Below are 25,871 nucleotides of genomic sequence, written 5' to 3' on the forward strand. Positions count from 1 at the left end.
ATGCTTGTCTCAATCCTTAAACGCGCCGGCATCAAGCTGACGCTGAACGACCCGCGCTGGGGCCGCAAGCCCGAAGGCGACAACAAAGCCCAGGAAGGCAAACGCCCGGGCGAAGGCCCTCCCGACCTCGAACAGATGTGGCGCGACTTCAATGCGCGCCTGAACCGCCTGTTCGGCCAGAAGAACAAGGGCGGCGGCGGCGATAACGGCGGCCCGGGCTACGGCGGCGATATGAAAGGCGCTGGCGCTACTGCCGGCGTGGTCGCCGCCATCATCCTCTTCATCTGGCTCGCCAGCGGCGCCTTCATCGTGCAGGAAGGCCAGGCCGGCGTGGTGACCACCTTCGGTAAGCTGAGCCGCACCACCGGCGCCGGTTTCAACTGGCGCTGGCCGTATCCGTTCCAGGCCCACGAGACGGTCAACGTCTCGCAGGTGCGCACCGCCGAAATCGGCTACCGCTCGAACGTCAAGAACAAGCGCCCGCAAGAAGCGCTGATGCTGACCGATGACGAGAACATCATCGACATCCAGTTCGCCGTGCAGTACACCTTGAAAAACCCGGTCGACTGGCTGTTTAACAACCGCGACCAGGACGAAACCGTTCGCCAGGTTGCCGAAACGGCGATCCGCGAAGTGGTCGGCAAGAGCAAGATGGACTTCGTCTTGTACGAAGGCCGCGAGAAGGTCGCCAACGACGTCCAGATGCTGATGCAGACGATCGTCGACCGCTATGCGCTGGGCGCCGTCATCACCAACGTGACGATGCAGGGCGTGCAGCCGCCGGAGCAGGTACAAAGCTCCTTCGACGACGCAGTCAAGGCAGGGCAGGACCGCGAACGCGCCAAGAACGAAGGCCAGGCCTACGCCAACGACGTGATCCCGCGTGCCCGCGGTAACGCTTCGCGCCTGCTGCAGGAAGCCGAAGCGTACCGTTCGATGGTCACCGAGAACGCAACCGGTAACGCGTCGCGCTTCAACCAGGTGCTGGCTGAATACCAGAAGGCGCCTGGCGTAACCCGCGACCGCCTGTACCTCGACACCATGCAGCAGATCTTCACCAGCGCAAGCAAAGTGATGGTCGACGCTAAATCGAACAGCAACCTGCTGTACCTCCCGCTCGACAAGCTGATCGCGCAAAGCGCGAGCAATGCGGCGTCGGTAGGCAGCAAGTCCGGCCCGGTAACGATGCCGGTTCCTGCGGAAGCTGCGGCGCCGCTTGACCAGGTAATCCAGCGCGACAGCCGTAGTCGCGAATCTTCACGTGATCGGGAGAGCCGTTAATGAACCGCCTTGTATCCATTTTTGTCGCGGGCTTCATTGGCTTGATGATCCTGTCGTCGACCGTGTTCGTAGTCGACCAGCGCCGCTTCGCGATTGTGTTCGCACTCGGTGAAGTGCGTGAAGTGATCAGCGAGCCTGGCCTGCACTTCAAGCTGCCGCCGCCGTTCCAGAACGTGCTGTACCTGGACAAGCGCATCCTGACGCTCGACACGCCTGACGCCGACCGCTTCATCACGGCCGAGAAGAAGAACATCCTGGTCGATGCCTTCATCAAGTGGCGCATCACCGAGCCGCGCCTGTACTACGTCAGCTTCGGCGGCGACGAAACGCGTGCGCGTGACCGCATGTCGCAGATCGTCAAGGCAGCGCTGAACGACGAGATCACCAAGCGCACCGTGCGTGAAGTGATCTCCGGCGAGCGTGGCAAGGTAATGCAGTCGATCCAGGCCAAGGTTGTGGCCGAGGCCAAGCAGATCGGCGTGCAGATCGTCGACGTGCGCCTCAAGCGCGTCGATTACGTCGAGCAGATCAATAACTCGGTGTACGAGCGCATGAAGGCAGAGCGCGCCCGCGTGGCCAATGAACTGCGTTCGACCGGCCAGGCAGACTCGGAGAAAATCCGCGCGGACGCCGACCGCCAGCGCACCGTGATCCTGGCTGAAGCGTTCCGCGAAGCCGAGAAGATTAAGGGTGAGGGCGACGCCAAGGCATCGCAGATCTACGCCCAGGCCTTCGGCAAGAACCCTGAGTTCTACAAGTTCTACCGCTCGCTGGAAGCCTACCGCGCCAGCTTCAAGGACCGCAACGACGTGATGGTCATCGACTCGAATTCGGAGTTCTTCAAGTACTTCCGTAATCCGGGCACGAAGTAATCCAACTAACGTCGTTCCCGCGCACGCGGGAATCTATACTTAGCTAGATGGTATAGGTTCCCGCCTTCGCGGGAACGACGTTTTTGCTGCAACAGTGACAAGTAGCGACACCGGTTTTCTCCCGCAATACACCCAATTTCGGGTAAAATTACCGATTCGGCGCTATTTTTCGCACGCCTTATGCTGCGCGTTGTTCGTCTTTTAATAATCTCCCAAATTGTCCCTGCTCATGCCGAATTGGCTTTTGCCTGAAAACATTGCCGACGTCTTGCCGTCTGAAGCGCGCAAGATCGAGGAGCTGCGTCGCCTGATGCTCGATAACTTCCGCCTGTACGGATACGAGCTCGTGATGCCGCCGCTGCTTGAATACGTCGAGTCGCTGCTGACCGGCGCGGGCAAGGACACCGAGCAGCGCACCTACAAGCTGATCGACCCGATGTCGGGCCGCATGCTGGGCCTGCGCCCGGACATGACGACGCAAGTGGCGCGCATCGACGCCCACCTGCTGAACCGCGATTCCGTCACGCGCCTGTGCTACGCGGGCAGCGTGCTGCACACGCATCCGTCTGGCCTGCACGCGACGCGCGAGCCGCTGCAGATCGGCGCCGAAATTTACGGCCACGCCGGACTTGAAGCCGACGCCGAGATCCAGGAACTGGCGCTGGCGTCGCTGGCCATGGCAGGCTTCCCCGATGTACGCCTCGACATGTCGCATGTCGGCGTGCTGCGCGCGATTATCGCGGAAGACGAAGCCGCCAAAAAGGACGAAGCGGCGCTGTCGGCGCTGCTGCGCGCCAAGGACTGCCCGGGCCTGGCCGAACGCACGGCCAACTACAGCGAAGCCACGCGCGCCGCCCTGATGGCGCTGCCGAACCTGTACGGCGACATCGACGTGCTCACGCGTGCGCGCGACGTGCTGCCTGCGCTGTCTGGCGTGACGAAGGCGCTGGCCGAACTGGCGGCGCTGGCCGGCAGTGCGCTGGGCCGCGCCGAAGTGGCGATCGACCTGGCCGACCTGCGCGGCTACCAATACGAAAGCGGCGCGATGTTCGCGCTGTATGTCCCCGGCCTGCCTAACGCGGTTGCGCGCGGCGGCCGCTACGACCATGTCGGCGAAGCGTTTGGCCGGGCCCGTCCCGCCACCGGCTTCTCGCTCGACCTGCGCGAACTGGCGCGGCTCTTGCCGACCGCCGAGCGCAAACACTCCATCCGCGCACCGTGGGGCAACGCCCCCGAGCTGCGCGAACAAATCGCTCAACTGCGCAAGGCAGGCGAGGTTGTGATCCAGAGTATGCCGGGTCATGACGATGAGCAGGACGAGTTCGAGTGCGACCGCGTACTCGTCCTCGAAGACAGTAACTGGATTCTCAAAAACTTAGGTTAAGTGTGATGTCAAAGAAAAACGTGGCAAAGAACGTCGTTGTCATCGGTACCCAGTGGGGCGATGAGGGCAAAGGTAAGATCGTCGACTGGTTGACGGACAACGCGCAAGGCGTGGTGCGCTTCCAGGGCGGCCACAATGCGGGCCATACGCTCGTCATCGACGGCCAGAAGACCGCGCTGCAGCTGATCCCATCGGGCATCATGCGCGCAGGCGTCGCCTGCTACATCGGCAACGGTGTGGTGGTGTCGGTACCTGACGTAATGCGTGAAATCGACAAGCTCGAAAAGGCCGGCATTGAAGTCGCCTCGCGCCTGAAGATCTCGGAAGCCTGCCCGGCGATCCTGCCGTATCACGTCGCCATCGACGTCGCACGCGAAGCGGCGCGCGGCGTGAACAAGATCGGCACGACCGGCAAGGGCATCGGTCCTGCATACGAAGACAAGGTGGCGCGCCGCGCGATCCGCATCGCCGACATGCTCAACGAAGAGCGCTTCGCCGAAAAGCTCCGCGAAAACCTCGACTACCATAACTTCGTGCTGACGAACTACCTGAAGGCCGACGCAGTCGACTTCCAGAAGACCTTCGACGACGCGATGGCGCTGGTACCGCGCCTGCGCCCGATGGTCGGCGACGTATCGTCCGCGCTGTATGCGGCGCACAAGGCCGGTGGCAACCTGCTGTTCGAAGGCGCACAGGGCTCGCTGCTCGACGTCGACCACGGCACCTATCCGTTCGTCACCTCGTCGAACTGCGTGGCTGGTAACGCCGCCGCAGGCGCGGGCGTTGGCCCAGGCATGCTGCACTACATCCTTGGCATCACCAAGGCATACACGACGCGCGTCGGCTCCGGCCCGTTCCCGTCGGAGCTGCCAACCGATGCAGGCGTGGGCGAGCACCTGTCGCGCATCGGCCACGAGTTCGGCACCGTCACTGGCCGCGCACGCCGCTGCGGCTGGTTCGACGCCGCGCTGCTGCGCCGCTCGGTGCAGATCAACGGCGTGTCGGGCATGTGCCTGACCAAGCTGGACGTGCTGGACGGCCTCGAGTCGCTCAAGCTGTGCACCGGCTACACCATCGACGGCCGCGCTGTCGACATCTTCCCGGTTGGCGCTGAAGACGCGGCGCGCTGCGTGCCGGTGTACGAAGAGATGGCCGGCTGGACCGAGAGCACGGTTGGCGCCAAGTCGCTGGCTGAACTGCCGGCGGCCGCACGTGCTTACATCAAGCGCATCGAAGAGCTGGTCGGCGTGCCGATCGATATGGTATCGACTGGTCCTGACCGCGTAGAGACCATCGTCCTGCGTCACCCGTTCGAATAATAATTAGAAGAGGAGCTTTCATGACCACCCCACCATCGACCGATAAAGACCTCTGGGTATCCTGGGACGAGTACCACCGCCTGATCGAGCGCCTGGCGCTCAAGGTGTACGAATCGGGCTGGAAGTTCGACCAGGTGCTGTGCCTGGCGCGCGGCGGCGTTCGCCCGGGCGACGTGTTCTCGCGCATCTTCGACGTGCCGCTGGCGATCCTGTCGACCAGCTCGTACCGTGAAGAAGCCGGCACCAAGCAGGGCGACCTGGACATCGCCAAGTACATGACGATGACCAAGGGCCCGCTGAAGGGCAAGATCCTGCTGGTCGATGACCTGGCAGACTCGGGCGTTACGCTGGACAAGGTCACCAAGCACCTGAAAGAAAATTTCACGGAAGTGACTGAGGTGAAATCCGCTGTCATCTGGGTCAAGGGTACGTCGGCGATTCGTCCGGATTACTACCTGGAAGACCTGCCGCACAACCCGTGGATTCACCAGCCGTTCGAAGACTACGACGGCCTGCGCCCGCATCAGCTGTCGGCTTGGTTGAAGAAGTTCGATAAGCAGGCGTAAGCTGCTGGGTTGAAATGAGCCAGGGTGTTTTTCGCGATGCGAAGGACACCCTGGCTTTTTTACGTCTGTCTCGGGATCGGCCTGATGGCCTCGATTAGCCGCATTTGAAGTTCGTGAGAGTCGATTTCACGGTCGCACCGCAACTTGTCTTGTGCCCATCATAAGCGACCGGAATGCCGCCGATTTTGTGATGTGGATCGCCTTCGATGATGGTGCCAACGCCGTGTACGGGACAAGAGCACGTGTCGCCGACACAGGCGACTGGAATGCCGCCAACGGTGAAATGAGTGGCCGAAACATTAGTGACCGTACCGCCGTGAGTGGTTGGATCGTTTAAACGGACGATGTCAGGCATGATCGCTCCCTGGCGGAACAGGGGCTTCGTCATATTCGGCCAACTTCCATACAGTTGCTGCTTGATATGTTGGCCGATTCCCCTTAAGTTTCTGCCATAAGCCTTGCTCGCCAAGCTTGGTTGCATGCGGCATGGTCTCACCGGCCACGACGCGCTTGCGCCGGTCGGCCTCGATCACTCCATCGTCGTCGCATTGCCACCACCCTGATTCGGGACAGATCCCGCCGGTAGCGACGGCGCTTGTCAACGGGGTTTTTGATGGCACCTTGCCGCCAATTGGTCGCAAACGGATTGATCCAGTAAGCTTGTCCCACAGCGCTACAGCTTCCTCGTCGGTGAGACTTGGCTTGACCGCGCCCATTTGGCGCTCGTTAGCGCCGGTATCAAGCTGAATGTCGAGTTGCGGTTGAAGCGGGTCGTTCGGAGCCCCGAGGCTAATGAAATGAAACTCGTGCGCTTCTTTTTGGTCCTCTTGTGCTGGTTTCAATGCCAGAGCTTCGGAGCCTTTCCAATCGCCTATCTGACGGGAGCCACGGCGGAAGAATTTTACGCGCGAATACCAGCTTCCCCCATCTCGTTCCGCCCCCTTTAGTCGTGTTTCCAGATCGCTGAACTCCGGTATGCGGTTCTGATTTTTGTGAACCTGTATGGAAAAATGGACGTCAGGGAATTCTCGCAAACGTACGCCAAGCGTGACTTTCTCATATTTTAAAGGAATCGGGATGAAAGCACCGTCGATGCAGGAACCCGCTTCGCTCGGAATCTCGTCGTCAGCGCGCAGTCGCAGATGGGTCGCGACCGACGTCAGGGCTCGTATTGCCGCGTCTTCGTGAAGGACACCGTTAAGACTCTGAACGAATAGGTCTCCACCAACGGGAAAAAATGAATAGATATTGTATCCAACCTGATCCTTGGAGCCGAAAGCTAGTCTATGTCCCTCGGCTGGACCGCTGATGACTTTTCCAAACTTCGGAAACTTTCCAAAATCGTTTTCTGTGAAAAACATTCTATCTTTTTCGATTGCGACCAATTGATTGGCAACATGCTGTTCAATTTTGGAAGCCTCACCGGGATAATATTGAATTGGGGCCTCAATACTCGCAGGACCATATACCAAAGTTGCGCTGGAGGGGATGTCCACGGTGAAATGACTGAAACAGACGGTCTTCGTCTCGTTAAACAGCGCTTGTAGTCGTGAAGGAAATGCTGTCATATACGGCCTCTCCAAAGATTTGGGAGTAGCGTCACACGCGCACAGGAATACTGTTGATGTGACGACAGAGAAAAAATAGTGTAAACAAGAGCTATTCGTGCCCATCATTCGGCCCATGTCATTCTTTGAGCAATCTGCACCAAACTATATAGGGTCGATCGTAGTGCTCGATCATCCTTATAGCTGTCTTGGTGTTCGTAACCCGACTGCCTGAAGACGCCCCTGAATTTCCCACTCTGCAATTGATGTTCGGCTGAGTGTAGCGGCACCGTCTGGTCACCCGCGTCGCACGGCCCTTGCATACGGGCCATAAATTTCGGACCAGCAGCGCAGGAAGACGGTTGGACGCCCGGGGCGATGAGGCATAAGCTGCCCTGACCGTCGTCAGAGACAATCTTTAGTGCTTCTACGTTGGCTATTTCTGCGTCCCCCGCTATATCCCAGACTACTTTGTGCCAAGCGGCTCGCTTTAGGTCCGCGCCATAATGGGCAAAGCTATTATCGTGATACGTGCAAGCAATTTCGTTGTGAAATGCTTTGGCCTGGTCGAGGTGCGCACAGGTGTTTTCGAAGCTTGAGCCGAACTCAGTCTCTGCTGGGTTTATCCACTCCTCGCGGAGCAGCCCAAACCATTTTCCGCGTAATTTATAAATTTCCTCATAGGGGTCTGCGTTTTTTGGCAAACTCTTGAGCGTTTTCCCTCTGTGCGTTACCCGTAACCAATTATTCCCATACGCCTGGCTCGGGAGCAACTCCAGCCCACCAGGTGCGTTGCCAAGTACAGCCGTGACCTCGGGCCCGAAGTTGCCCAGCACTTTCGCTGTTACGCTCGCAATCGGAGATAAGCTAACAAGTCCAGGATCTTCAAAGCCACAGCGCATTCGTTTGTACGCAGCGCCAGCGCCAATCGCTGGCATGACTCCGTGCACTACCCCTAGGACTTTCTCATTCATATTTCCGATTTTTGGATGAATTAACGCGCGTGCGACCAAGCCCCCCATCGAGTGGGTGACTATAATTACCTTCTCGCACCGAAAACCTTGATCCTGATACTGTCGAATCAAATGGTTGATTCGTTCTGCCACGCGTATACCTGACCTCCGGTTGGACTCCAGCCAGTTGTATCCCATTGCATGCACGGGAAACCAGCAATTTGTGACAGCTTTTCGTAGGGCCGACTCGTCCAGCGGAGAGAGGTTTGGTTGCGAGTGCGCTTGCCACTCGATTGGCGGCACATTCACTATATTCGTCCACCAACTATCTAATTTCCCTCCCGAGAACGCAGTGTTAAGTCGCTGCTCGCACATCTCCAGAATCGTCTGATAGCTCTTGTAGAAAACTTCGCCCCAGCCGCGCTCGCGCGCCTTCTGTGCTTTGGATTTGCGCGGCCTGGCTGTGATCGGGTCATCCATCAAGAGTGGAGAATTTATTCCCACTTCTAGTGGCAGGTTGTGTTTTACTTTGATGACGTCGTGTCGCGTATCTGCTGTCTCGTTGACGTCGCCTGTGGGATTTCTCAACGGATCGTACACATCAACCTCGGTTGTCTGAGGGTCAAGCTGTGTCTGCCGCATTGCTGCATTGCCACGTAAGAGTCTCTCCGCCTCCGCTATACTGTCCGGTCGCCATGCGATATTTGCTTTCCTCCCCATCTGCTTTTGCCGTTCGGCAGTCATTCTCAGGTTCGAGCCCATTATTCCCGGCAAGAATATAATCGGGAGCACCCGCATTGGAAGAACGCTGTGTACTTGCGCAATGAGATCTTCAACCGGCGTGAAGAAGCCTTGCGTCTCGCGGCTTTTTTTTAGTGTTGGATGGGTTGGGAGTTTGAATCCAGGGAAATGCGGTTCATTTGCCATAGGTCGCTCGGATAAAATTTCTGCAGGTGCAGTGGGGTTTTAGTCGAAAATTGCTTCAATTGTGTAGCTGCCGAAGGGAATAGTCGTGTTAAACACCTCGGTCAATCCTTCCGCATTCGTAATGCCCTCGATTACCTGACCATCCTCGAGCGTTGCCCGGTAACGCTGATTGGCGAGTGGCGCTGCAGTGTTGTAGTCGGTGAGACGTACACGTTGATCGTGCTTGGCAATGCTTTCCGGTAAACTTAAGGACGGCACACTGCCGTCTTCCCCGCCAGTGAACGCAACGTTTGCCGATTTAACGGCGTAGGCCCCGGCGCATTGATGGGTGATCTTTCCGCCGGCGTACTCCGCTTGAGCTCCTTGCGTGACAATGGTCAGCTTTGGCGCCTGGATCACAATTTCTTCAGACGCGACAAGTACAATGCGTTTGGCGGACGTGAGTTCAATGTTGTCGTCGTGCGCTTGAATTTCCACCTTGCCGCTGGCTGCGGTAAATTTCATGCCCATCTTGTGTGCGAACAGGCTGATGCTTTGCATTGCATGCATGAGTAACTTGCGGCCAGTCGATAGTTGAGTGTTGCCGATGCTGACGACGTCGACATGCGTCTGCGCGCCAATAGATACGTTTGCCTGACTCCCCAACAGCATGCCGCCGGGTGCCTCGATCGCGATGACAGGCCGCCCATCGTCCCCACTCTGCTTTGCGCCGTTAGTGCCTCCCTCATCCCACTCTTTTACATCCCTGACCAGTTGCGACAAGGGCTTGCCGTCCGATCCTCCCACCTTGTGCGTTTCAGCCAATTCGGCCAGTTGCTGCTGTACGGTCGTTAGCGCCTCCGCGAGGCCGTTCAATCCATCGCGCTCCAGTTGGCGGCCGACTGCGCGCAAGCGCGCATCCGCGCTGATGAGCACACCCTTTCCGCCGCGGATCGCCACCGACTTGTCGCTGCGCAGTTCTGCACCCTCGCCACGCGATTCACCTTTGCCATTGCGCCTTGGATGAGTCAGATAGCCAAGATTCAGCTGGCTGTGACCATGTTCGCTTTCCAGCTGTGCGCTGATCTGCCCGGGCGTGTCGTCCATGCGCAGTTGATTTGAACGTTGGCCATTCACTTCCTTGCTCTTGATTCCGGATAGGTACTTGTCGCCCGGAAGGGCGCTGCTATGGCTAAAGGAGGGCGGCATCGTCTTCGCCCCATGCACGCGGCCGATAATCAGAGGTTTATCCGGATCCCCACCGAGAAACACCAGGACAACCTCGTCACCCGCCCGGGGCAGGGATACCGTCCCATACCGCCCGCTGGCCCAGCCGCTCGATACACGAATCCATGCGGAATCCCGGTCACTGTTGGACGCGCCTGCTCCGTGCGCGTGCTTGTGGTCATTCACCCGGCAGGCCGGAAAGCGCACTTTGACACGCCCGAACGCATCACAATAAATCTCTTCATTCTCAGGACCGACGACGGTCACGGTCAGTACGTCCGTGCGGGGCAGATCGATCCGCGGGTCGTAAGCGGGCACGATAGGGATGCCACGTCGCACGCAGGTAAATCGATTGGAATAGCGAACCCCTCGTTCCTCACTAGCGTGAGTGAGGGCCCCACTTTCGCTGGCCCAACGGTTCAGGTCACATAACCGCCGGACGCGCTCATCCAGTGTTTTAGGCAGGTTGTTCGCTGCCTCAATGCGTAGTTCAGTGACGACGAACTGGCGCTCTTTTACAGGGTGGGAATCGATTTCTGGATGTCCGGATATCGTGTTCCACTCTCCGCAGCACATTTGCCGGTCGCTGCCTTCGCCCTGGAAAAATTTGGCTTCATACTCATGGCGTTGCATGCGGAGCGATCCCAGGCTGCGGTAGTCGTTACCGTCGTCGCCCGCGTGTGGAGGGTCGATCAGGTAGTCGTCAAGACTCGAAGCGAACTGGTTTCCCAGCGGGCCCTGGTCCTGGTTGCTCAACAGTTCGCTGCCCATCGACCAGGCCTGGGCATAGTCCCAACTGCGGCGCGTGGTGCTGCCTGGGCTCAGGTTGCGCACGGCTTGCCACGCGGTGATTGAGTCGCGCTGTTCAGTACCATCGTCCCGGTGATAGCGAATTTCGCCCGCCGCATTCTCCTCAAGCGATGTGGGATCGTCGAACAGCACCAAGGTGTGCAGTGGGGTGCCGCTGCTGTCGCGCTCAGAAGCGATACCCGGTTTGATGAACCATGCAATCCCGCGTCGTTTCCACAGGCGCCGCAGGAATGCCGCGTTCGACTCGTTGTACTGCATCGTGAACTCACGCTGCGGGTAACGCTTCAAGTGCACCAGGTCGAAATCGAACGCGCGGGCGACAATCGGGTTGGTTTCACGCCATTCGCGGAGCATCACATTCGTGATATCGACTTCGCTGGCATTCCGAAAAACCCGGGTGTTGCAGGTTTTCTCCATCAGCGACAGAGCGTCGCGGATGACTAGTTGATATAGCGCGAGACCTCCATCGCTCTGGCCCTCCACCGCGCTTGCGACCAATCCGCACACGGCGCGCAAGCCGCCGGAATCTGTTACGAACTGCAACTCGACAGCGTTTGCTATGAATTGTTTAAGCGGCAGCCCGGCTTTGGTGGAAACGCATAGCAGAACGTATTCGAGGCCGCCGCACATGGTTTCGACACCGCGGACATGCCTGATCAGCAGCGAGTCGTCATGCACACCATTCTCGTTCCACATGCGTAGTCGAATAGGGCGGTTCTTCCCGGTTAAACCTGTCAATTCCATGGCAAGCGTGTTCAGTGTCATTGCGCGCTTCTCCGACATAGCCGACTCCGTTTGAGCCGTGCGAAGCGACTACGTTGAACCAGTTGCGGCCGAGCATATTGCGATCAGTCAAGATTCAGTTGCCGCGCAATGCTCGACTGTTATCGTCCAGCTCGCTTGGTTAGCGTTATCATTCGGTACCTCTTGCCAAAATTCCATCATGACCCAAAGCTTTTTCCAAACTTTCATTCTGCTCATCCTCGTCACCGACCCCTTCGGCAACGTTCCTTTATTCGCTAGTGCACTGGCTCCGGTCGAGAAAGCGAGAAGGGCGCGTATTGTGGTGCGGGAGTGCGCCATTGCCTTCGCTGTCCTGCTAGTCTTCATGTTCTTCGGCCGGCACTTCCTGAACGCGCTGCACTTGTCCGAAGTGGCATTGCGCATCGGGGGCGCCGTCATCCTGCTCTTGATCGCGATCCGCATGATCTTTCCGCATCCGGACGGTGTTCTCGGCAAAACCGATGGCGGCGAACCGTTCATCGTGCCCTTGGCGATCCCTGCGCTGGCCGGCCCGTCGGCGCTTGCAACCGTGCTGCTGTTTTCGGCAAACACCATGACTGAGATCGCAGTCAACGTCGCGGCACTCGCTTCGGTGGGTGTCGTATGGCTTGCTGTTTTCCTCAGCGCCGAAAAGCTGCAGGAGGCGCTTGGCCCGCAGGTAATGACGGCCTTCGAACGCCTGATGGGGTTGATCCTGACGGCAATGTCGGTCGAGATGCTGTTGGGCGGCATCCGCGAATTCGTGAAAACACTATAAGCACCTGACACGCCAAGATGAATACGCTTAACCTGTTACTGCACACAAAACGCCATCCGTCGGCTGTGTTGCTGCTCGTCCAACTCTGCGGCATGCTGCTGTACCCGGTAATCGAAGATACCCGCGGTGGCCAGGTCGTGTTCAATGCGTTCGGCGTTCTCGTCCTGTCAATGACTGTCCTGATGGTGCGCCGCACGCCGGGCCATGCGTGGATCAGCGGTTCCATCGCAGTACCGATCATCATCCTGCTGGCGCTTCAAACGCTCTTCGGGATGGAACACCTGCTGCCGTGGTCGTCCGCGCTCGAAGCGCTGTTCTACTTTTACGCGGCCCTCAGCCTGGTCGGCTACATGATGGAAGACCGGCGCACCACGCCCGACGAGCTGTTTGCCGCAGCCGCCACCTTCACCCTGCTGGCCTGGGCCTTCACGCACCTGTTCGTGCTGCTGCAAGCGATGCACCCTGGGACGTTCGCCGCGGCGGTCAACGCCTCCGATGCGCGCACCTGGACTGAGCTGAACTACCTCAGCTTCGCGCTGTTATCGAGCACCGGCATCGGCGATGTGATTCCACTGACATCGCAGGCCCGCGCACTGGCCAGCGTCGAGATGCTCGTCGGCCTGATGTACCTTGCCGCGGTGGTCGCGCGCCTGATCGGCTTTACCGTCTCCTCGCACAGCAAAGCCGAGGGCGATGGCTAATGGATGGCTGCAGCAGTCAGTGGCGACCGAGGTGCACCTCACGACCATGACCGCCAGCGACCGCAGTGGCAGATGCCCCTGGCCGCAGTGCTGGCCTCGGGCCTGCCGCTCTTGATCGGCGCATACTTCGAACGCCCCGCATATGGCAGCTTCAACGCTTAGCAGCCATCCCCGCATCAACTAGCGACGTGCGTTTTTTTTCGCCGCGCGCCAGCACCGTTCTCAATTATGTACTATCATTAGTTACATGAGACGAGACAGCAAACTTTCATCCATCCTGCACGTGCTGCTGCACATGGCGCACAGCGAGGCGCCCCTGACATCCGAACAACTGTCGGGTTACCTGCGCACCAATCCCGTACTGGTGCGGCGCGTGCTGGCCGGCCTGCGCGAACGCGGCTACGTCAGCTCAGGCAAGGGGCATGGCGGCGGCTGGTCCATCACCTGCGACCTGAGCAAGGTCACGCTGCGCGATATCTACGAGGCTGTCGGCTCGCCGACGGTGTTCGCGATGGGGAACCGGGTCGATCACCCCAGCTGCCTGGTCGAGAAGGTCGTCAACCAGTCGCTCGCCAGCACTTTTGAAGAAGCCGAGGCCTTGCTGATCGAGCGCTTCAAGGATGTGACGCTCGCCGACCTGTCCAGCCAGTTCAACCATCTGTATGCAAAACACAAAGGAGAAATCCATGGACACGAGTCACACAAGCAGTGAGTTCGACGCGATTGTCGTCGGCGGCAGCTACGCCGGCTTGTCGGCGGCGATGCAGCTGGCGCGTGCGCGCCGCCGCGTGCTGGTCATCGACGCCGGCCAGCGCCGCAACCGCTACGCCAGCCACTCGCACGGCTTCCTGACGCAGGACGGCCGCGAGGCCTCCGCCATCGCAGCCGAAGGCAGGTCGCAGCTAATGGCTTATCCAAACGTCACCTGGCAGGAAGGGACTGCCGCCAGTGCCGTGGCAAACGGCGACGGCTTCGATGTGGCGCTGCAGGATGGCCACGCATTCCAGGCGCGCCGCCTGGTGCTGGCCACGGGCGTCGTCGATGTCCTGCCACCTGTTGAAGGCCTGGCCGACCGGTGGGGCAGCAGCGTGTTCCACTGCCCGTACTGCCACGGTTATGAACTGGAGCAGGGCGACATCGGCGTACTGGCGACAGGGCCGATGTCGCTGCACCACGCGATGATGCTGCCGGACTGGGGCAAGGTGACGCTCTTCCTCAACGAGATGCTGGAGCCGGACGAGGGGCAACTGGCGGCGCTGGCCGAACGCGGTGTGGCAGTCGAGCGCACGCCGGTCGCGCGCATCGCGGGCAAGGCCGACGTGGTGCTGCGCGACGGCCGCAGCTTCCCGATGGCCGGCCTGTTCGTCATGAGCCGCACTCACAATAGCCCGCTGGCCGAAGCGTTGGGCTGCGCCCTGGAGGAGGGACCGCTGGGCATGTACGTGCGCACCGACGCGCGCCAGGCCAGCACCGTGGCGGGCGTGTTTTGCTGCGGTGACGCCGCCCGTATCGCCGGCAGCGTGGCGCTGGCCGTGGCCGATGGCGCCATGGCCGGGGTGGCGGCGCACCAGTCGCTGATCTTCGGTGCGCTGCCTGCAGCCTAAAATAATTTGTGCGCCGCACAAAAAGATGTGCTACACTGCGTTCAGCGGTTGAGTTTGTTCACAAGTTCAAGCGCGTTCCAGGTTTGCTGCTGGCTCTGACAGGTGTAATGTCCTTGAGCCGTGGCTTGAAGAACCGGGGACTTGTAATTCCGGATACGCTAGTCGATTTACACATTGGAGGCACCATGCAGATAGCATGGGCGTCCAAACTTCCGGGCACCACGCAGATAGCATGGGCTCTGGTTCGCGATTAAATTATTGGTAATACATTGGAACGAAGCCCGCACCAGCGGGCTTTTTTTTCGTCTTGTTTTTGTGCGCGCCGCTGTTCTTGTTACACTGCAATGTTAAACGGTCCATAAACTTAATTGACCGGCATCATTCCAGGATCTTCCTTCATGTCACTTTCCGCCAGCCGCCGCACTGACGAGACTCCTTCGCTCCGATTCCTGCGCAAGCACGTTCCCCTGATGCTGGGGCTCGCGGTGTTCGCGCTGTCGCTCGCGGCGACGTACAGCGCGTGGGACATTGCAATCCATCAGCTGCAGCGCGCCCGGCAAAGCGAGTTCGATTTCCAGGTGCGCCAGGCGGCCAGGCGCATCGAAGTGCGGATGGAGACGTACGCGCAGGTACAGCGCGGCGTGGTGGCTTTCCTGCTGGGCTCGATGGATGTCGACCGTGACGACTTCCGCTTGTTCGTCCGCTCGCTGAGGCTGGATGAAAAGTATCCCGGCATCCAGGGCCTGGCAGTGGTGCGGCTGGTCGCCCCCGGCCAGCTCGAGCAGCATGTCGCCAGCATCCGCACCGAGGGCCTGTCCTACGGTGTCCATCCGGCCGGCCCGCGCGAAGTCTACTCGCTGATTTCACATATCGAGCCGTTCAGCGGACTGAACCTGCGCGCGCTCGGCTTCGACATGTTGACCGAGCCGAACCGCAGAAAGGCGATGGAGCGTGCGCGCGACACCGGCCAGCAGTCGGCATCGGCCAAGGTGCGGCTGATCCAGGAGAACGGCCAGGATGTGCAGGCCGGCACCGTCATGTACCTCCCGGTCTACCGCCGCGGCGCCAGCACCGCCAGCGTCGACGAGCGCCGCCGCAACCTGATCGGCTGGGTCGGCGCGCCATTCCGCATCAACGACCTGATGGCGGGAATCGGCGGCGAGCGCTCGAAGGACCTGATCATGTCGATCTACGACGGCACCGAGGTGGACCAGGGCGCGCTGCTGTTCCAGTCGCACCCGCTGGCGTCCCAGTCGCAGCCGTCGCAGTTTCGTGCAACCAAAAGCATGATGATCGGCGGCAGGCCGTGGACCATGGACCTGCGTTCAGCCCCTGCCTTCGAGACGCGCCTCGAATCGGACGAGCCACGCGTGATCGCCGTGGTCGGCACCGCCCTGAGCGCGCTGCTCGGCCTGCTCGTATGGGCGCTGGCGTCCGGCCAGCGGCGCGCGGCGCGGCTGGCCAATGAAATGACGGGCCAGCTGCGTGACAGCGAGTTTCGCTGGAAATATGCGCTGGAAGGGGCCGGCGACGGCGTCTGGGACTGGAACTGCAAGACCAACGCCGTGGTCTATTCCAAGCGCTGGAAGGAAATGCTGGGCTACGCGGAAAGTGAGCTGGCCGATAACCTCGATGAATGGGCGCGCTTGCTGCATCCGGACGACAAGGCAACGGCGATGGCCGAACTCGACCGCTATCTCGGCAGCACGGATTCCCTCTATTCCGTCGAGTTCCGGATGCGCTGCAAGGACGGCAGCTGGCGCTGGATGCTGGCGCGCGCCATGGCCGTCACGCGCGACGAGCAGCTGCGCCCTTTGCGCACCATCGGCACGCATACCGATATCACGCGCGCCAAGATGGATGAGAGCACGCTGCGCGACGCCAACGGGCAACTTGCCGCCGAGCAGCAACGCATCAGGGTCATCCTCGACCATTCGCACGACGCGTTTGTCGCGGTCGATTCCACCGGCCATGTCACCGACTGGAATGCAAAAGCCGAAAGCATGTTCGGGTGGAGCGCGGCTGAAGCGGTCGGGCGTCAGTTGACCGAGCTGATTATTCCCGTCGCCGAGCGCGACGCCCACGAGCGCGGGTTCCGGCGCTTTACCGAGTCCGGCGGCGCCACCCTGATCCGCAACGTAATGGAAGTGACTGCCATGCACAGGAGCGGCCTTGGTATTCCCGTTGAGCTGGCGATCGCCGGGCTGCCGACGGCGAATGGGCATGCCGCCAGTGCGTTCATCCGCGACATTTCCCTGCGCAAGGCGGCCGAGCGGCTGGAAGTCGAGCGCGGCAAGGCGCTGGACGAGGCCCGCGCGGCCCTCCAGCATGCCCAGAAGCTGGAAGCCGTGGGAAAACTGACGGGCGGTATCGCGCACGACTTCAACAACGTGCTGCATGTAATCGGCGGTAATGTTCAACTGTTGCAACTACTCTGTAAAGGCGACGAGCGCCTGCAGAAACGCCTCGCCAGCATGCAATCGGCGGTGGACCGCGGCGCCAAGCTTTCTTCGCAACTGCTGGCGTTTGCGCGGCGCCAGCCTTTGCAGCCGCTGGTGCTCGACCTGACCCGGGTGATGGTCAATATGGATGACCTGTTGCGCCGCGCGCTGGGCGAGTCGGTCCAGCTTGCGATCCGCGCGGACGACGGGCTGTGGAACACCCTGGTCGATCCGGGACAGCTGGAAAACGTGATCCTCAACCTGGTCATCAACGCGCGCGATGCGATGCCTGAAGGCGGCACTGTCACCATCGCGCTCGACAACAGCACGATCAGCGGCGACGGGCCTGACGCGGCGCCCGACCTCGCAGCCGGCCAGTACGTCAGGCTGACCGTGTCCGACACCGGTACGGGCATGAGTCCCGAAGTCCAGGCATTGGCGTTCGAGCCATTCTTCACGACCAAACCGGTCGGCAAGGGTACCGGGCTGGGGCTGAGCATGGCTTACGGCTTCGTGAAGCAAAGCGGCGGCCACATCCAGCTGCTCAGCATGCCCGGCAGCGGCACGTCGGTCGTGATCCATTTGCCGCGTTCCGAAAAGGCCGAGACCGAAGCGGAAATCGCGCCGGTCTGCGACCTGGTGGGCGGCGGCGAAACAATCCTGGTGGTGGAGGACGACGACGAGGTTCGCGAAACGGCGATCAGCCAGTTGCAGGAGCTTGGCTACACGGTGCTGCACGCCCATGACGGGCAAAGCGCCGTCACGATGCTCGAAGGCGGCGTGCAGGTGGACCTGGTGTTCACCGATGTGGTGATGCCGGGGCCGGTGTCGAGTACCGCGCTGGCGCAGAGGGCGAAGGAGCTGCTTCCTGGTGTGCGGGTGCTGTACACGTCGGGCTATACGCGCAATGCGCTGACCACCGGCGGACGCCTCGATGCCGGCGTCCAGCTGCTCAGCAAGCCGTACCGGCGCGAAGAACTGGCGCGCCGGATCGTGGAGATCTTCGCGCGCCAGCTGCCGTGATTATTTGCCGAGTATCGACACGATGTTGTCGGTGCCCGGCGCACCAAAGGCCTGCTGCTTGAGCACATGCAGCTGGTCGCGCACCTGGGCCGCCTTCTCGAATTCGAGGTTCTTCGCGTGGTCGACCATCAGCTTCTCCAGTCGCTTGATCTCCTTGCTGATCTGCTTCTCGCTCATCGACTCGATCTTCGCGGTTTCCTTTTCCGCGTCGAGCGTTTCGCGCGCCTGCTGCGGGCTGTAGACGCCGTCGATCAGCTCCTTGATCTGCTTCTTGATGCCGCGCGGCGTGATGCCGTTGGCCTCGTTGAACGCGATCTGCTTGGCGCGGCGGCGCTCGGTCTCGTCGATCGCCATCTTCATCGAATCGGTGATCTTGTCGGCGTACAGGATCGCCACGCCGTTGAGGTTACGCGCCGCGCGACCAATGGTCTGGATCAGGCTTCGCTCGGAACGCAGGAAGCCTTCCTTGTCGGCGTCCAGCACCGCCACCAGCGACACCTCCGGCAGGTCGAGGCCCTCGCGCAGCAGGTTGATCCCGACCAGCACATCGAAGGTGCCAAGGCGCAGGTCGCGCAAGATCTCGACCCTTTCCACCGTCTCGATATCGCTGTGCAGGTAGCGCACCTTGATGCCGTGGTCGCCCAGGTACTCCGTCAACTGCTCGGCCATGCGCTTGGTCAGCGTCGTCACCAGCACGCGCTCGTCCTTGGCGATGCGGTCGTTAATCTCCGACATCAGGTCGTCGACCTGGGTGCGCGCGGGCTTGACGATCACCAGCGGGTCGACCAGGCCCGTTGGCCGGACCACCTGTTCCACCACGTTGTCGGCGTGCGTCTTTTCGTAGTCGGCCGGCGTCGCGGAGACGAAAATCGTCTGCCGCATCTTGCCCTCGAACTCTTCGAACTTGAGCGGACGGTTGTCCAGCGCCGACGGCAGGCGGAACCCGAAGTCCACCAGGTTGGTCTTGCGCGAACGGTCGCCGTTGTACATCGCGTTGAGCTGCCCGACCAGCACGTGCGACTCGTCGAGGAACATGATGGCGTCCTTCGGCAGGTAGTCGACCAGGGTAGGGGGCGGCTCGCCCGGCATCGCGCCCGACAGGTGGCGCGAGTAGTTCTCGATGCCCTTGGTGAAGCCGATTTCGGCCATCATCTCCAGGTCGAAGCGGGTGCGCTGTTCGAGCCGCTGTTCTTCAATCAGCTTGTTCTCGTTGCGGAAGAACTCAAGGCGGTCGCGCAGTTCGGCCTTGATGCTTTCCACGGCGCGCAGCACCGTCGAACGCGGCGTCACATAGTGCGAGCCCGGATAGACGGTAAAGCGCGGGATCTTCTGGCGCACGCGCCCGGTAAGCGGATCAAACAGCTGCAGCGATTCGATTTCGTCGTCGAACATCTCGACGCGGATCGCCAGCTCGGCGTGCTCCGCCGGGAAGATGTCGATGGTGTCGCCGCGCACGCGGAAGGTGCCGCGGCCGAAGTCCATTTCGTTGCGCGTGTACTGCATCTGGATCAGGCGCGCGATAACGTCGCGCTGCGCGACCTTGTCCTTGGCGCGCAAGGTCAGGATCATCTGGTGGTACTCGTTCGGGTTGCCGATACCGTAAATGGCCGATACGGTCGCCACGATCACCACGTCGCGCCGCTCCATCAGCGACTTGGTGCACGACAGGCGCATCTGCTCGATATGCTCGTTGATCGACGAGTCCTTTTCGATGAACAGGTCGCGCTGCGGCACGTAGGCTTCCGGCTGGTAGTAGTCGTAGTAGCTGACGAAGTATTCGACCGCATTCTGCGGGAAGAACTCGCGGAACTCCGAATACAGCTGCGCTGCCAGCGTCTTGTTCGGCGCAAAGACGATCGCCGGACGGCCGGCGCGCGCGATGACGTTGGCCATCGTGTAGGTCTTGCCCGAGCCGGTCACGCCGAGCAGGGTCTGGAACGACAGGCCGTCGTTGATCCCTTCGATCAGGCCCTCGATCGCGGTCGGCTGGTCGCCCGCCGGAGGGAAGGGCTGGTGCAGTTTGAAAGGGGAGTCGGGGAACGTGACGACGGTCGGTTCCGGGGTAGTTGCGACGGATAATTCTGCCATACGATCAGACCTTTGTTAGAATGGGACTCCGCTCGCGACCCAATGAATATAAGGGCCGCTGTCTATACAACCCAGCCGACACTCAAGTTTATCACGATGACTTCACCAGCTTCCGCCAGTATCTTCAGCGCCATCGCCATGGCCCCGCGCGACCCTATTTTGGGTATCACCGAGGCGTTCAATGCCGACACCAACCCAGGCAAAATCAACCTGGGCGTAGGCGTCTATTATGACGATAACGGCAAAGTGCCGCTGCTGGAGTGCGTACGCAAGGCCGAAGCCCTGCTTGCGGAACAACTGGCGCCGCGTACCTATCTGCCGATCGAGGGACTGGCTGCGTACGACAAGGCGGTTCAGGAGCTGGTATTTGGTGCCGACAGCCCGATTATTCAAGAGAAGCGCGCGGTCACCGTGCAAGCCATCGGCGGCACCGGCGCGCTGAAAATCGGCGCCGACTTCCTTGAGCGCTTTGCGCCGGGCGCGCAGGTCTACATCAGCGATCCAAGCTGGGAGAACCACCGCGCCCTGTTCGAAGGCGCCGGCTTCACCGTCGACAACTACACCTACTACGATCCGGCCACGCGCGGCGTCAACTTCGCCGGCATGATGGCGTCGCTGCACGCGATGCCGCGCGGTTCGGTGGTCGTGCTGCACGCCTGCTGCCATAACCCGACCGGCGCGGACCTCACCGCCGACCAGTGGGGCGACGTGATCAAGGCGGTTACCGAAGGCGGCCTGATTCCTTTCCTCGACATGGCCTACCAGGGCTTCGGCGCGGGCATCGCCCAGGACGGCGCCGTGGTGTCGCGCTTTGCGGCCGCAGGCGGCCCGCTGCTGGTGTCGAACTCGTTCTCGAAGTCGTTCTCGCTGTACGGCGAACGCGTTGGCGCGCTGAGCGTCGTCGCCGCGTCGGCCGAAGAAGCTGCCCGCGTGCTGTCGCAACTCAAGCGCGTCGTGCGCACCAACTATTCGAGCCCGCAGATCCACGGCGGCAAAGTGGTCGCCACCGTGCTGACCACGCCGGAACTGCGCGCGCTGTGGGAGCAGGAGCTCGAAGGCATGCGCGTGCGTATCCGCGAGATGCGCAACGAATTCGTCGAGAAGCTGAAAGAAAAAGCGCCGGGCAAGGACTTTGAATTTGTTCGGGAACAGGTTGGCATGTTCTCGTACTCGGGCCTGACCAAGGAACAGGTCGAGCACCTGCGCAAGGAGCATTCGATCTACGCAGTCGACACCGGCCGTATTTGCGTCGCCGCGCTGAACTCGAAAAATATTGATCGCGTGATTGACGCAATCGCGAAAGTGCTCTAAACTCTTGCTTCTTTCGGGTTGGGCGTAAGCACGATCCGATAGGCTTCGGAAAGTACGACGAAGGGTGAGTGCGGGAAATGCCAAGCATTGACAGCGCTGCTTGAGAAGTACATAATGTTGCCTCTTTTCCCTGATAGCTCAGTCGGTAGAGCGACGGACTGTTAATCCGCAGGTCCCTGGTTCGAGTCCAGGTCGGGGAGCCAGAATTTAGAAGGCCACGTTGAAAAACGTGGCCTTTTTTGCATGTGCGGCCGTAAAGCGCGCATGTGCGGCCACAACGCGTCGTTCCCGCGCAGGCGGGAACCCAGACTTCCGCGGCACTATGGCGTTGCACGCTGTAACGTCGACGCCGTCCCTATGGATTCCCGCCTGCGCGGGAACGACGGGCACATTAGTCCGCCCCAAACCGCTCCAGGTGCTTGTCCATCCAGTTCGCCAGCAACATTGGCGTCAGCGGGCGCGAGAACAGATAGCCTTGCGCCAGGTCGCAGCCAATTTCCTGCAGGTAGGCGTGGGTAGCGCTGTCTTCGACGCCTTCCGCGGTGGTCTTCATCCCCAGGCTGCGGCCCAGGTCGGTAATGCAGCGGATCACCGCGCGCGACTCTTGCGACGTGGCCGCGCTGGCGACGAAGGAACGGTCGATCTTCAGCTCCGAGAACGGCAGGCGTACCAGTTGCAGCATCGACGAGTAGCCGGTGCCAAAGTCGTCGAGCGACAGCAGGAAGCCGTGCACCCGCAGGCGGGTAAGCAAGGTCAGCGCCGCCACCGGTTCGTCCATGGCGGCGGTCTCGGTCAGTTCGAAGATCAGCTTTGAAGGGCTGACCCCGCTGTGCGTACACAGGTTGACGATGGAATCGATCAGTTCGGGCCGGCCCAGGCTGCGCGCGGAAATGTTGATCGACAGGGTCAGTTCACCCAGTTTCTCATAGTCAAGCGACCACTTGGCAAACCACGGCAAGGCGTCATTGAGCACGGCAAGCGTAATGGCGTCGATCAGTCCGGCTTCTTCGGCCAGGGGGATGAAGCGGTCGGGCGTGATAATGCCATGGTCCGGATGCTGCCAGCGCACCAGGGCTTCCAGCCCGCTCAGGCGGCCGGTGGAGCAGTGGATTTTGGGCTGGTAGACCACAAACAAGTGTTTCTGGTCGAGCGCGGTTTGCAGGTCGGCAACGCCTGGCTTGAATGCCGGCGCCGGCAAGGGCCTGGCGGCCTCCGCCAACCTGGTGGGCTCACCATTGGCCTCGAACAGTAGTGCGCGCAATTCGTTCAGGCGGAACGGCTTGGCCAACATGCCGCAGACATCGAGCCCGAGTTCGTTGGCGGACAGCACGGCAGCTTCCAGCACCCGGGCGCCGACCCCGCTGCTGATGATGATCCTGGCACGGCAGCCGCGTTTGGCCAGCTCGCTCAACACTTGCAAGCCGTCCATATCGGGCATTTGCAGGTCGACGAACAAGTGGGTCGGCTCCCACGCGGCCGCCAGGTCCAGGAACTCGTGGGCGCTGGTGCAAATGCGGCTTTGCGCGCCGCCCGACGCTGCGATCAGCGCGACGGTGCGCGCAATCGATTCGTCGTCGTCCAGTATCAGCAGGCGGCACCCGTTCATTGCGCCTCCATCCTGGCCGGGGCCAGGGCGGCCGCTACCTTGTGCGCAAGTTCCGCGCGGCGGTAGGGTTTGTTCAGCAGCATGACTCCCGGCTCGAGCCTGCCATGATGAATCATCGCGCCTTCAGTGTAGCCCGAGGTGAACAGGATCGGCAGGGTGGGCCGGAAGGCCTGGACGGCGTCGGCCAGCTGGCGTCCGCTCATGCCGCCTGGCATGACCACGTCGGTGAGCAAGAGGTCGATATCGTCCTGTTCGTGCAGCAATTCAAGCGCTTCCGCGGCACTGGCCGCTTCGATCACGCGGTAGCCCAGCTCAAGCAGCTGGCCGCGCGCGTAAGCGCGTACCATGGCGTCGTCTTCGGTCAGGAGGATGAGTTGATTGCTGCCACATTGGACGAGTTCAGCCGCACTTGCAGGGGCGCCGGGTAGCTCCGCATTGACCAGCCGGGGCAGGTAGATCTTCACCGTGGTGCCATGCCCGAGCTCACTGTAGATGGCGATGTGGCCTTTTGATTGCATGACGAAACCATACACCATTGCAAGGCCGAGTCCGGTTCCCTTGCCCATCTGTTTGGTCGTATAGAACGGTTCGAATACCCGCGCCAGCAGTTCGGGCGCGATGCCGTTGCCGCTGTCCGTTACCGCCAGCATCACGTACTCGCCCGGCGCCACGCCGCTGTGCTGGCTGGCGTATGCCTCGTCCAGGTCGGCGTTGCCGGTTTCGATGGTCAGGCGGCCGCCGTCGGGCATCGCATCCCTGGCGTTGATCGCCAGGTTGAGCAGGGCGCTTTCGAGTTGCCCCGGATCGACCAGGGTCAGCCACAAGCCGCCGGCTTGCAGCATCTCGATCTCGATGTGGCCCCCCAGGGTATGGCGCAGCAGCCGGTCGGTGCTGGCGACCAGGCGGTTCAGGTCGGATGGGGCCGGTTCCAACGCCTGCTTGCGCGCAAAGGCGAGCAGGCGCTGCGTCATGGCGGCCCCGCGCTGGGCGGCGTCGAAGATCATCTCCGCAAGCACGTGCTCGGTCGCGCCGGGTGCGGCCTGCTCGACCAGCATCTCAGCATTGCCCAAGATAACTGTTAGCAAATTATTGAAGTCATGGGCAACGCCGCCCGTCAGTCGGCCCAGCGATTCCAGTTTTTGCGCCTGGATCATCTGCTCGGCCAGCATGCGCTGCTGGGTAATATCGCGGAAGTACACCGTCAGCCCATCCGGCGCCGGGTAGGCGTTGATCTCGAAGTGCTTTTGCAAGGGCGCGAAATACTCCTCGAACCGCACCGCGACCTGCTGTTCGACGCAGCGGCGGTATTCCTTTTCGAAGGTCGAGCCGACTGCTTCCGGGAACTTTGACCAGATGTGTTCGCCAATCAGTTCTTCGCGTTTGGTGTTGAGCAAGATCTCGGCATGCTGGTTGATGTACACCGCGCGCCACTGGCTGTCGAGGGCGAGAATGGCGTCGCCGACGCTTTCCATGGTTGCGGTCAGGCGGTCGGCGAGGGTGCGCGCCTCGTGTTGCAGGCGCATCTGGTCGTCGATATCGACGGCGCTGCCATACCATCTGGCCGCCCCGGTCACGCTGTCGGGCACATGGGCTGCACGCGAGATGTGCCAGCGGTATGCGCCGTCGTGGCGCCGCAGCCGGAACTGGGCTTCGTAAGGCGTCAGGTCTTGCATCGCGCGCCGCCAGGTGGCCAGCGTGGCCGCGCCGTCGTCCGGGTGGACGAGTTCCATCCAGCCGTTGGGCAAAAGTTCTTGCCGGGACAGGCCGGAGTAGTCGGACATCGACTGGTTGAAATAGTCGAGTGTGCCGTCCTCGTTCGCGGTCCAGACTGTCATCGGCATCGCTTCGGCCAGGCTGTGCCACGATGCCAGGCTCTGGCGCAATTGCGTTTCGATGGACTTGTGTTCGCCAATGTCCTGGAAGGCGCCCTGGATCGCGATAATGGCTTCGCGTTCGTCGCGCACGGCGCGGCCGACGCAGCGCACCCAGCGCCGCTCCCCGCCACGGGTGACGATCTGCATCTCCTCCGCAAAGGGCGTGCCCTGCTCGATGCAGGCGCCGACGCGCTGCCGGATCAGAACCTGGTGTTCGGGCGCATAGTAATTGATTCCTTCCTCAAGGCTCGGCGAATAGCCCGCCGGCTCCCCGTGGATGCGCGCCACTTCATTCGACCAGTGCACCTGCCCGGCCTCAAGGTCGACCCGCCACCCGCCCAGTTTGCCCAGGGTGCTGGCCATGTCGAGCATGCGGTTGGCCGCGGCGAACCGGTTGACCAGGCGGATCACGAAGATCGCCAGCAACGCGCTGGTGGCGATGGCGGCCAATGCCAGGGCGCGGTGGACGACGATGAAGATGCCCGGGGTGCCGGGCAGGGCAGGGGGAGAGAGGAAAATGCCGGCCAGTGTCAGCAGCATGGCGGCCAGCGCGACCGCGGCCACGTGGATGCGCTGGCGGGTCAGCGCCGCCAGCAGGACAGCCGGCGCATAGGCAATGCACACGGCGAAGCCAAGCGGGGTGTTCCAGTCGATGATGAAGACAAGCACCAGCAGCACTGCCGGTCCAAACCTTCCGGCGTCACGGCTGTGCCTGGATCCCAAGATGCGCCGGATGGCGTCGTCCATTATTGTCTCTTCGCTAAGACTGCCGATTCGGTTCGTTTCGACACTGGTTGATTATACGATGCAAGATTGCA

Annotated in this window: 18 protein-coding genes and 1 tRNA gene; 12 read left to right on the plus strand and 7 right to left on the minus strand. The window is 61.2% G+C overall.

Going from position 1 to position 25,871, the window contains the following annotated elements:
- The 5 genes from hflK (at position 1) to LMJ30_RS11895 (ending at position 5,422) form a co-directional block, all read left to right on the plus strand.
- Positions 1-1,281 carry an FtsH protease activity modulator HflK gene (hflK, locus tag LMJ30_RS11875; protein WP_229432553.1) on the plus strand — a complete coding sequence of 427 codons (1,281 nt, stop codon included), beginning with the start codon at positions 1-3 and terminating at the stop codon, positions 1,279-1,281.
- Positions 1,281-2,153 (plus strand): protease modulator HflC, encoded by an 873-nt coding sequence (gene hflC / locus LMJ30_RS11880; RefSeq protein WP_229432554.1) that lies wholly within the window; start codon positions 1,281-1,283, stop codon positions 2,151-2,153. The genes hflK and hflC overlap by 1 nt, the downstream gene beginning before the upstream one ends.
- Positions 2,154-2,382: 229 nt before the next feature.
- Complete coding sequence (locus tag LMJ30_RS11885) at positions 2,383-3,537, plus strand: ATP phosphoribosyltransferase regulatory subunit (protein ID WP_229432555.1); 1,155 nt, start codon at positions 2,383-2,385, stop codon at positions 3,535-3,537.
- Positions 3,538-3,542: 5 nt separating this feature from the next.
- A complete protein-coding gene (locus tag LMJ30_RS11890) occupies positions 3,543-4,856 on the plus strand; it encodes an adenylosuccinate synthase (RefSeq protein WP_229432556.1) in 1,314 nt (437 codons plus the stop codon).
- Positions 4,857-4,876: 20 nt separating this feature from the next.
- The gene (locus LMJ30_RS11895; RefSeq protein ID WP_229432557.1) at positions 4,877-5,422 is read left to right on the plus strand and encodes a phosphoribosyltransferase; all 546 of its coding nucleotides are present in this window, start codon (positions 4,877-4,879) and stop codon (positions 5,420-5,422) included.
- Positions 5,423-5,516: 94 nt separating this feature from the next.
- Here the strand turns inward: LMJ30_RS11895 and LMJ30_RS11900 are convergent, their stop codons facing one another.
- From LMJ30_RS11900 to LMJ30_RS11915, 4 genes are all read right to left on the minus strand, one after another.
- Entirely contained in the window at positions 5,517-5,777 is a 261-nt protein-coding gene (locus LMJ30_RS11900; protein WP_229432558.1) for a PAAR domain-containing protein, read from the minus strand.
- On the minus strand, positions 5,770-6,990 hold the full coding sequence (locus LMJ30_RS11905) for a T6SS immunity protein Tli4 family protein (RefSeq protein ID WP_229432559.1): 1,221 nt from the start codon (positions 6,988-6,990) through the stop codon (positions 5,770-5,772). The genes LMJ30_RS11900 and LMJ30_RS11905 overlap by 8 nt, the downstream gene beginning before the upstream one ends.
- Positions 6,991-7,094: 104 nt before the next feature.
- Positions 7,095-8,849 carry an esterase/lipase family protein gene (locus LMJ30_RS11910; protein WP_229432560.1) on the minus strand — a complete coding sequence of 585 codons (1,755 nt, stop codon included), beginning with the start codon at positions 8,847-8,849 and terminating at the stop codon, positions 7,095-7,097.
- Between the two features lie 39 nt (positions 8,850-8,888).
- Complete coding sequence (locus LMJ30_RS11915; RefSeq protein WP_229432561.1) at positions 8,889-11,630, minus strand: type VI secretion system Vgr family protein; 2,742 nt, start codon at positions 11,628-11,630, stop codon at positions 8,889-8,891.
- 178 nt (positions 11,631-11,808) lie between these two features.
- Between LMJ30_RS11915 and LMJ30_RS11920 the strand changes: the two genes are divergently transcribed.
- From LMJ30_RS11920 to LMJ30_RS11940, 5 genes are all read left to right on the plus strand, one after another.
- Positions 11,809-12,405, plus strand: a complete 597-nt coding sequence (locus LMJ30_RS11920) for a MarC family protein (protein WP_229432562.1) — start codon at positions 11,809-11,811, stop codon at positions 12,403-12,405.
- Positions 12,406-12,422: 17 nt separating this feature from the next.
- A complete protein-coding gene (locus LMJ30_RS11925; RefSeq protein WP_229432563.1) occupies positions 12,423-13,106 on the plus strand; it encodes an ion channel in 684 nt (227 codons plus the stop codon).
- A gap of 247 nt (positions 13,107-13,353) precedes the next feature.
- Positions 13,354-13,818, plus strand: coding sequence for an RrF2 family transcriptional regulator (locus LMJ30_RS11930; RefSeq protein WP_229432564.1), 465 nt, complete (start codon positions 13,354-13,356; stop codon positions 13,816-13,818).
- Entirely contained in the window at positions 13,793-14,710 is a 918-nt protein-coding gene (locus LMJ30_RS11935; RefSeq protein WP_229432565.1) for an NAD(P)/FAD-dependent oxidoreductase, read from the plus strand. The genes LMJ30_RS11930 and LMJ30_RS11935 overlap by 26 nt, the downstream gene beginning before the upstream one ends.
- A 398-nt stretch (positions 14,711-15,108) precedes the next feature.
- On the plus strand, positions 15,109-18,174 hold the full coding sequence (locus LMJ30_RS11940) for a CHASE domain-containing protein (protein WP_229432566.1): 3,066 nt from the start codon (positions 15,109-15,111) through the stop codon (positions 18,172-18,174).
- Here LMJ30_RS11940 and uvrB read toward each other — a convergent pair whose 3' ends face one another.
- Entirely contained in the window at positions 18,175-20,262 is a 2,088-nt protein-coding gene (uvrB, locus tag LMJ30_RS11945) for an excinuclease ABC subunit UvrB (RefSeq protein ID WP_229432567.1), read from the minus strand.
- Between the two features lie 96 nt (positions 20,263-20,358).
- Here uvrB and LMJ30_RS11950 point away from each other — a divergent pair, with 96 nt between their 5' ends.
- Positions 20,359-21,573 carry an amino acid aminotransferase gene (locus LMJ30_RS11950; protein WP_229432568.1) on the plus strand — a complete coding sequence of 405 codons (1,215 nt, stop codon included), beginning with the start codon at positions 20,359-20,361 and terminating at the stop codon, positions 21,571-21,573.
- Positions 21,574-21,700: 127 nt separating this feature from the next.
- Positions 21,701-21,776: transfer RNA gene (locus tag LMJ30_RS11955), tRNA-Asn, on the plus strand.
- Between the two features lie 188 nt (positions 21,777-21,964).
- Here the strand turns inward: LMJ30_RS11955 and LMJ30_RS11960 are convergent.
- Together LMJ30_RS11960 and LMJ30_RS11965 are read right to left on the minus strand one after the other, a co-directional pair.
- Positions 21,965-23,179, minus strand: coding sequence for an EAL domain-containing response regulator (locus tag LMJ30_RS11960; RefSeq protein WP_229432569.1), 1,215 nt, complete (start codon positions 23,177-23,179; stop codon positions 21,965-21,967).
- Entirely contained in the window at positions 23,176-25,800 is a 2,625-nt protein-coding gene (locus LMJ30_RS11965) for a PAS domain S-box protein (protein ID WP_229432570.1), read from the minus strand. The genes LMJ30_RS11960 and LMJ30_RS11965 overlap by 4 nt, the downstream gene beginning before the upstream one ends.
- Between the last annotated feature and the right edge of the window lie 71 nt (positions 25,801-25,871).

This window comes from Massilia agrisoli (genome assembly GCF_020831365.1).
GTDB lineage: Bacteria > Pseudomonadota > Gammaproteobacteria > Burkholderiales > Burkholderiaceae_D > Telluria_A > Telluria_A agrisoli.

Excerpts from the sequence above, each read along its gene's own strand:
- hflK (WP_229432553.1), top strand. The coding sequence starts at position 1 with ATGCTTGTCTCAATCCTTAAACGCGCCGGCATCAAGCTGACGCTGAAC.
- hflC (WP_229432554.1), top strand. The coding sequence starts at position 1,281 with ATGAACCGCCTTGTATCCATTTTTGTCGCGGGCTTCATTGGCTTGATG.
- LMJ30_RS11885 (WP_229432555.1), top strand. The coding sequence starts at position 2,383 with ATGCCGAATTGGCTTTTGCCTGAAAACATTGCCGACGTCTTGCCGTCT.
- LMJ30_RS11890 (WP_229432556.1), top strand. The coding sequence starts at position 3,543 with ATGTCAAAGAAAAACGTGGCAAAGAACGTCGTTGTCATCGGTACCCAG.
- LMJ30_RS11895 (WP_229432557.1), top strand. The coding sequence starts at position 4,877 with ATGACCACCCCACCATCGACCGATAAAGACCTCTGGGTATCCTGGGAC.
- LMJ30_RS11900 (WP_229432558.1), bottom strand. The coding sequence starts at position 5,777 with ATGCCTGACATCGTCCGTTTAAACGATCCAACCACTCACGGCGGTACG.
- LMJ30_RS11905 (WP_229432559.1), bottom strand. The coding sequence starts at position 6,990 with ATGACAGCATTTCCTTCACGACTACAAGCGCTGTTTAACGAGACGAAG.
- LMJ30_RS11910 (WP_229432560.1), bottom strand. The coding sequence starts at position 8,849 with ATGGCAAATGAACCGCATTTCCCTGGATTCAAACTCCCAACCCATCCA.
- LMJ30_RS11915 (WP_229432561.1), bottom strand. The coding sequence starts at position 11,630 with ATGACACTGAACACGCTTGCCATGGAATTGACAGGTTTAACCGGGAAG.
- LMJ30_RS11920 (WP_229432562.1), top strand. The coding sequence starts at position 11,809 with ATGACCCAAAGCTTTTTCCAAACTTTCATTCTGCTCATCCTCGTCACC.
- LMJ30_RS11925 (WP_229432563.1), top strand. The coding sequence starts at position 12,423 with ATGAATACGCTTAACCTGTTACTGCACACAAAACGCCATCCGTCGGCT.
- LMJ30_RS11930 (WP_229432564.1), top strand. The coding sequence starts at position 13,354 with ATGAGACGAGACAGCAAACTTTCATCCATCCTGCACGTGCTGCTGCAC.
- LMJ30_RS11935 (WP_229432565.1), top strand. The coding sequence starts at position 13,793 with ATGGACACGAGTCACACAAGCAGTGAGTTCGACGCGATTGTCGTCGGC.
- LMJ30_RS11940 (WP_229432566.1), top strand. The coding sequence starts at position 15,109 with ATGTCACTTTCCGCCAGCCGCCGCACTGACGAGACTCCTTCGCTCCGA.
- uvrB (WP_229432567.1), bottom strand. The coding sequence starts at position 20,262 with ATGGCAGAATTATCCGTCGCAACTACCCCGGAACCGACCGTCGTCACG.
- LMJ30_RS11950 (WP_229432568.1), top strand. The coding sequence starts at position 20,359 with ATGACTTCACCAGCTTCCGCCAGTATCTTCAGCGCCATCGCCATGGCC.
- LMJ30_RS11960 (WP_229432569.1), bottom strand. The coding sequence starts at position 23,179 with ATGAACGGGTGCCGCCTGCTGATACTGGACGACGACGAATCGATTGCG.
- LMJ30_RS11965 (WP_229432570.1), bottom strand. The coding sequence starts at position 25,800 with ATGGACGACGCCATCCGGCGCATCTTGGGATCCAGGCACAGCCGTGAC.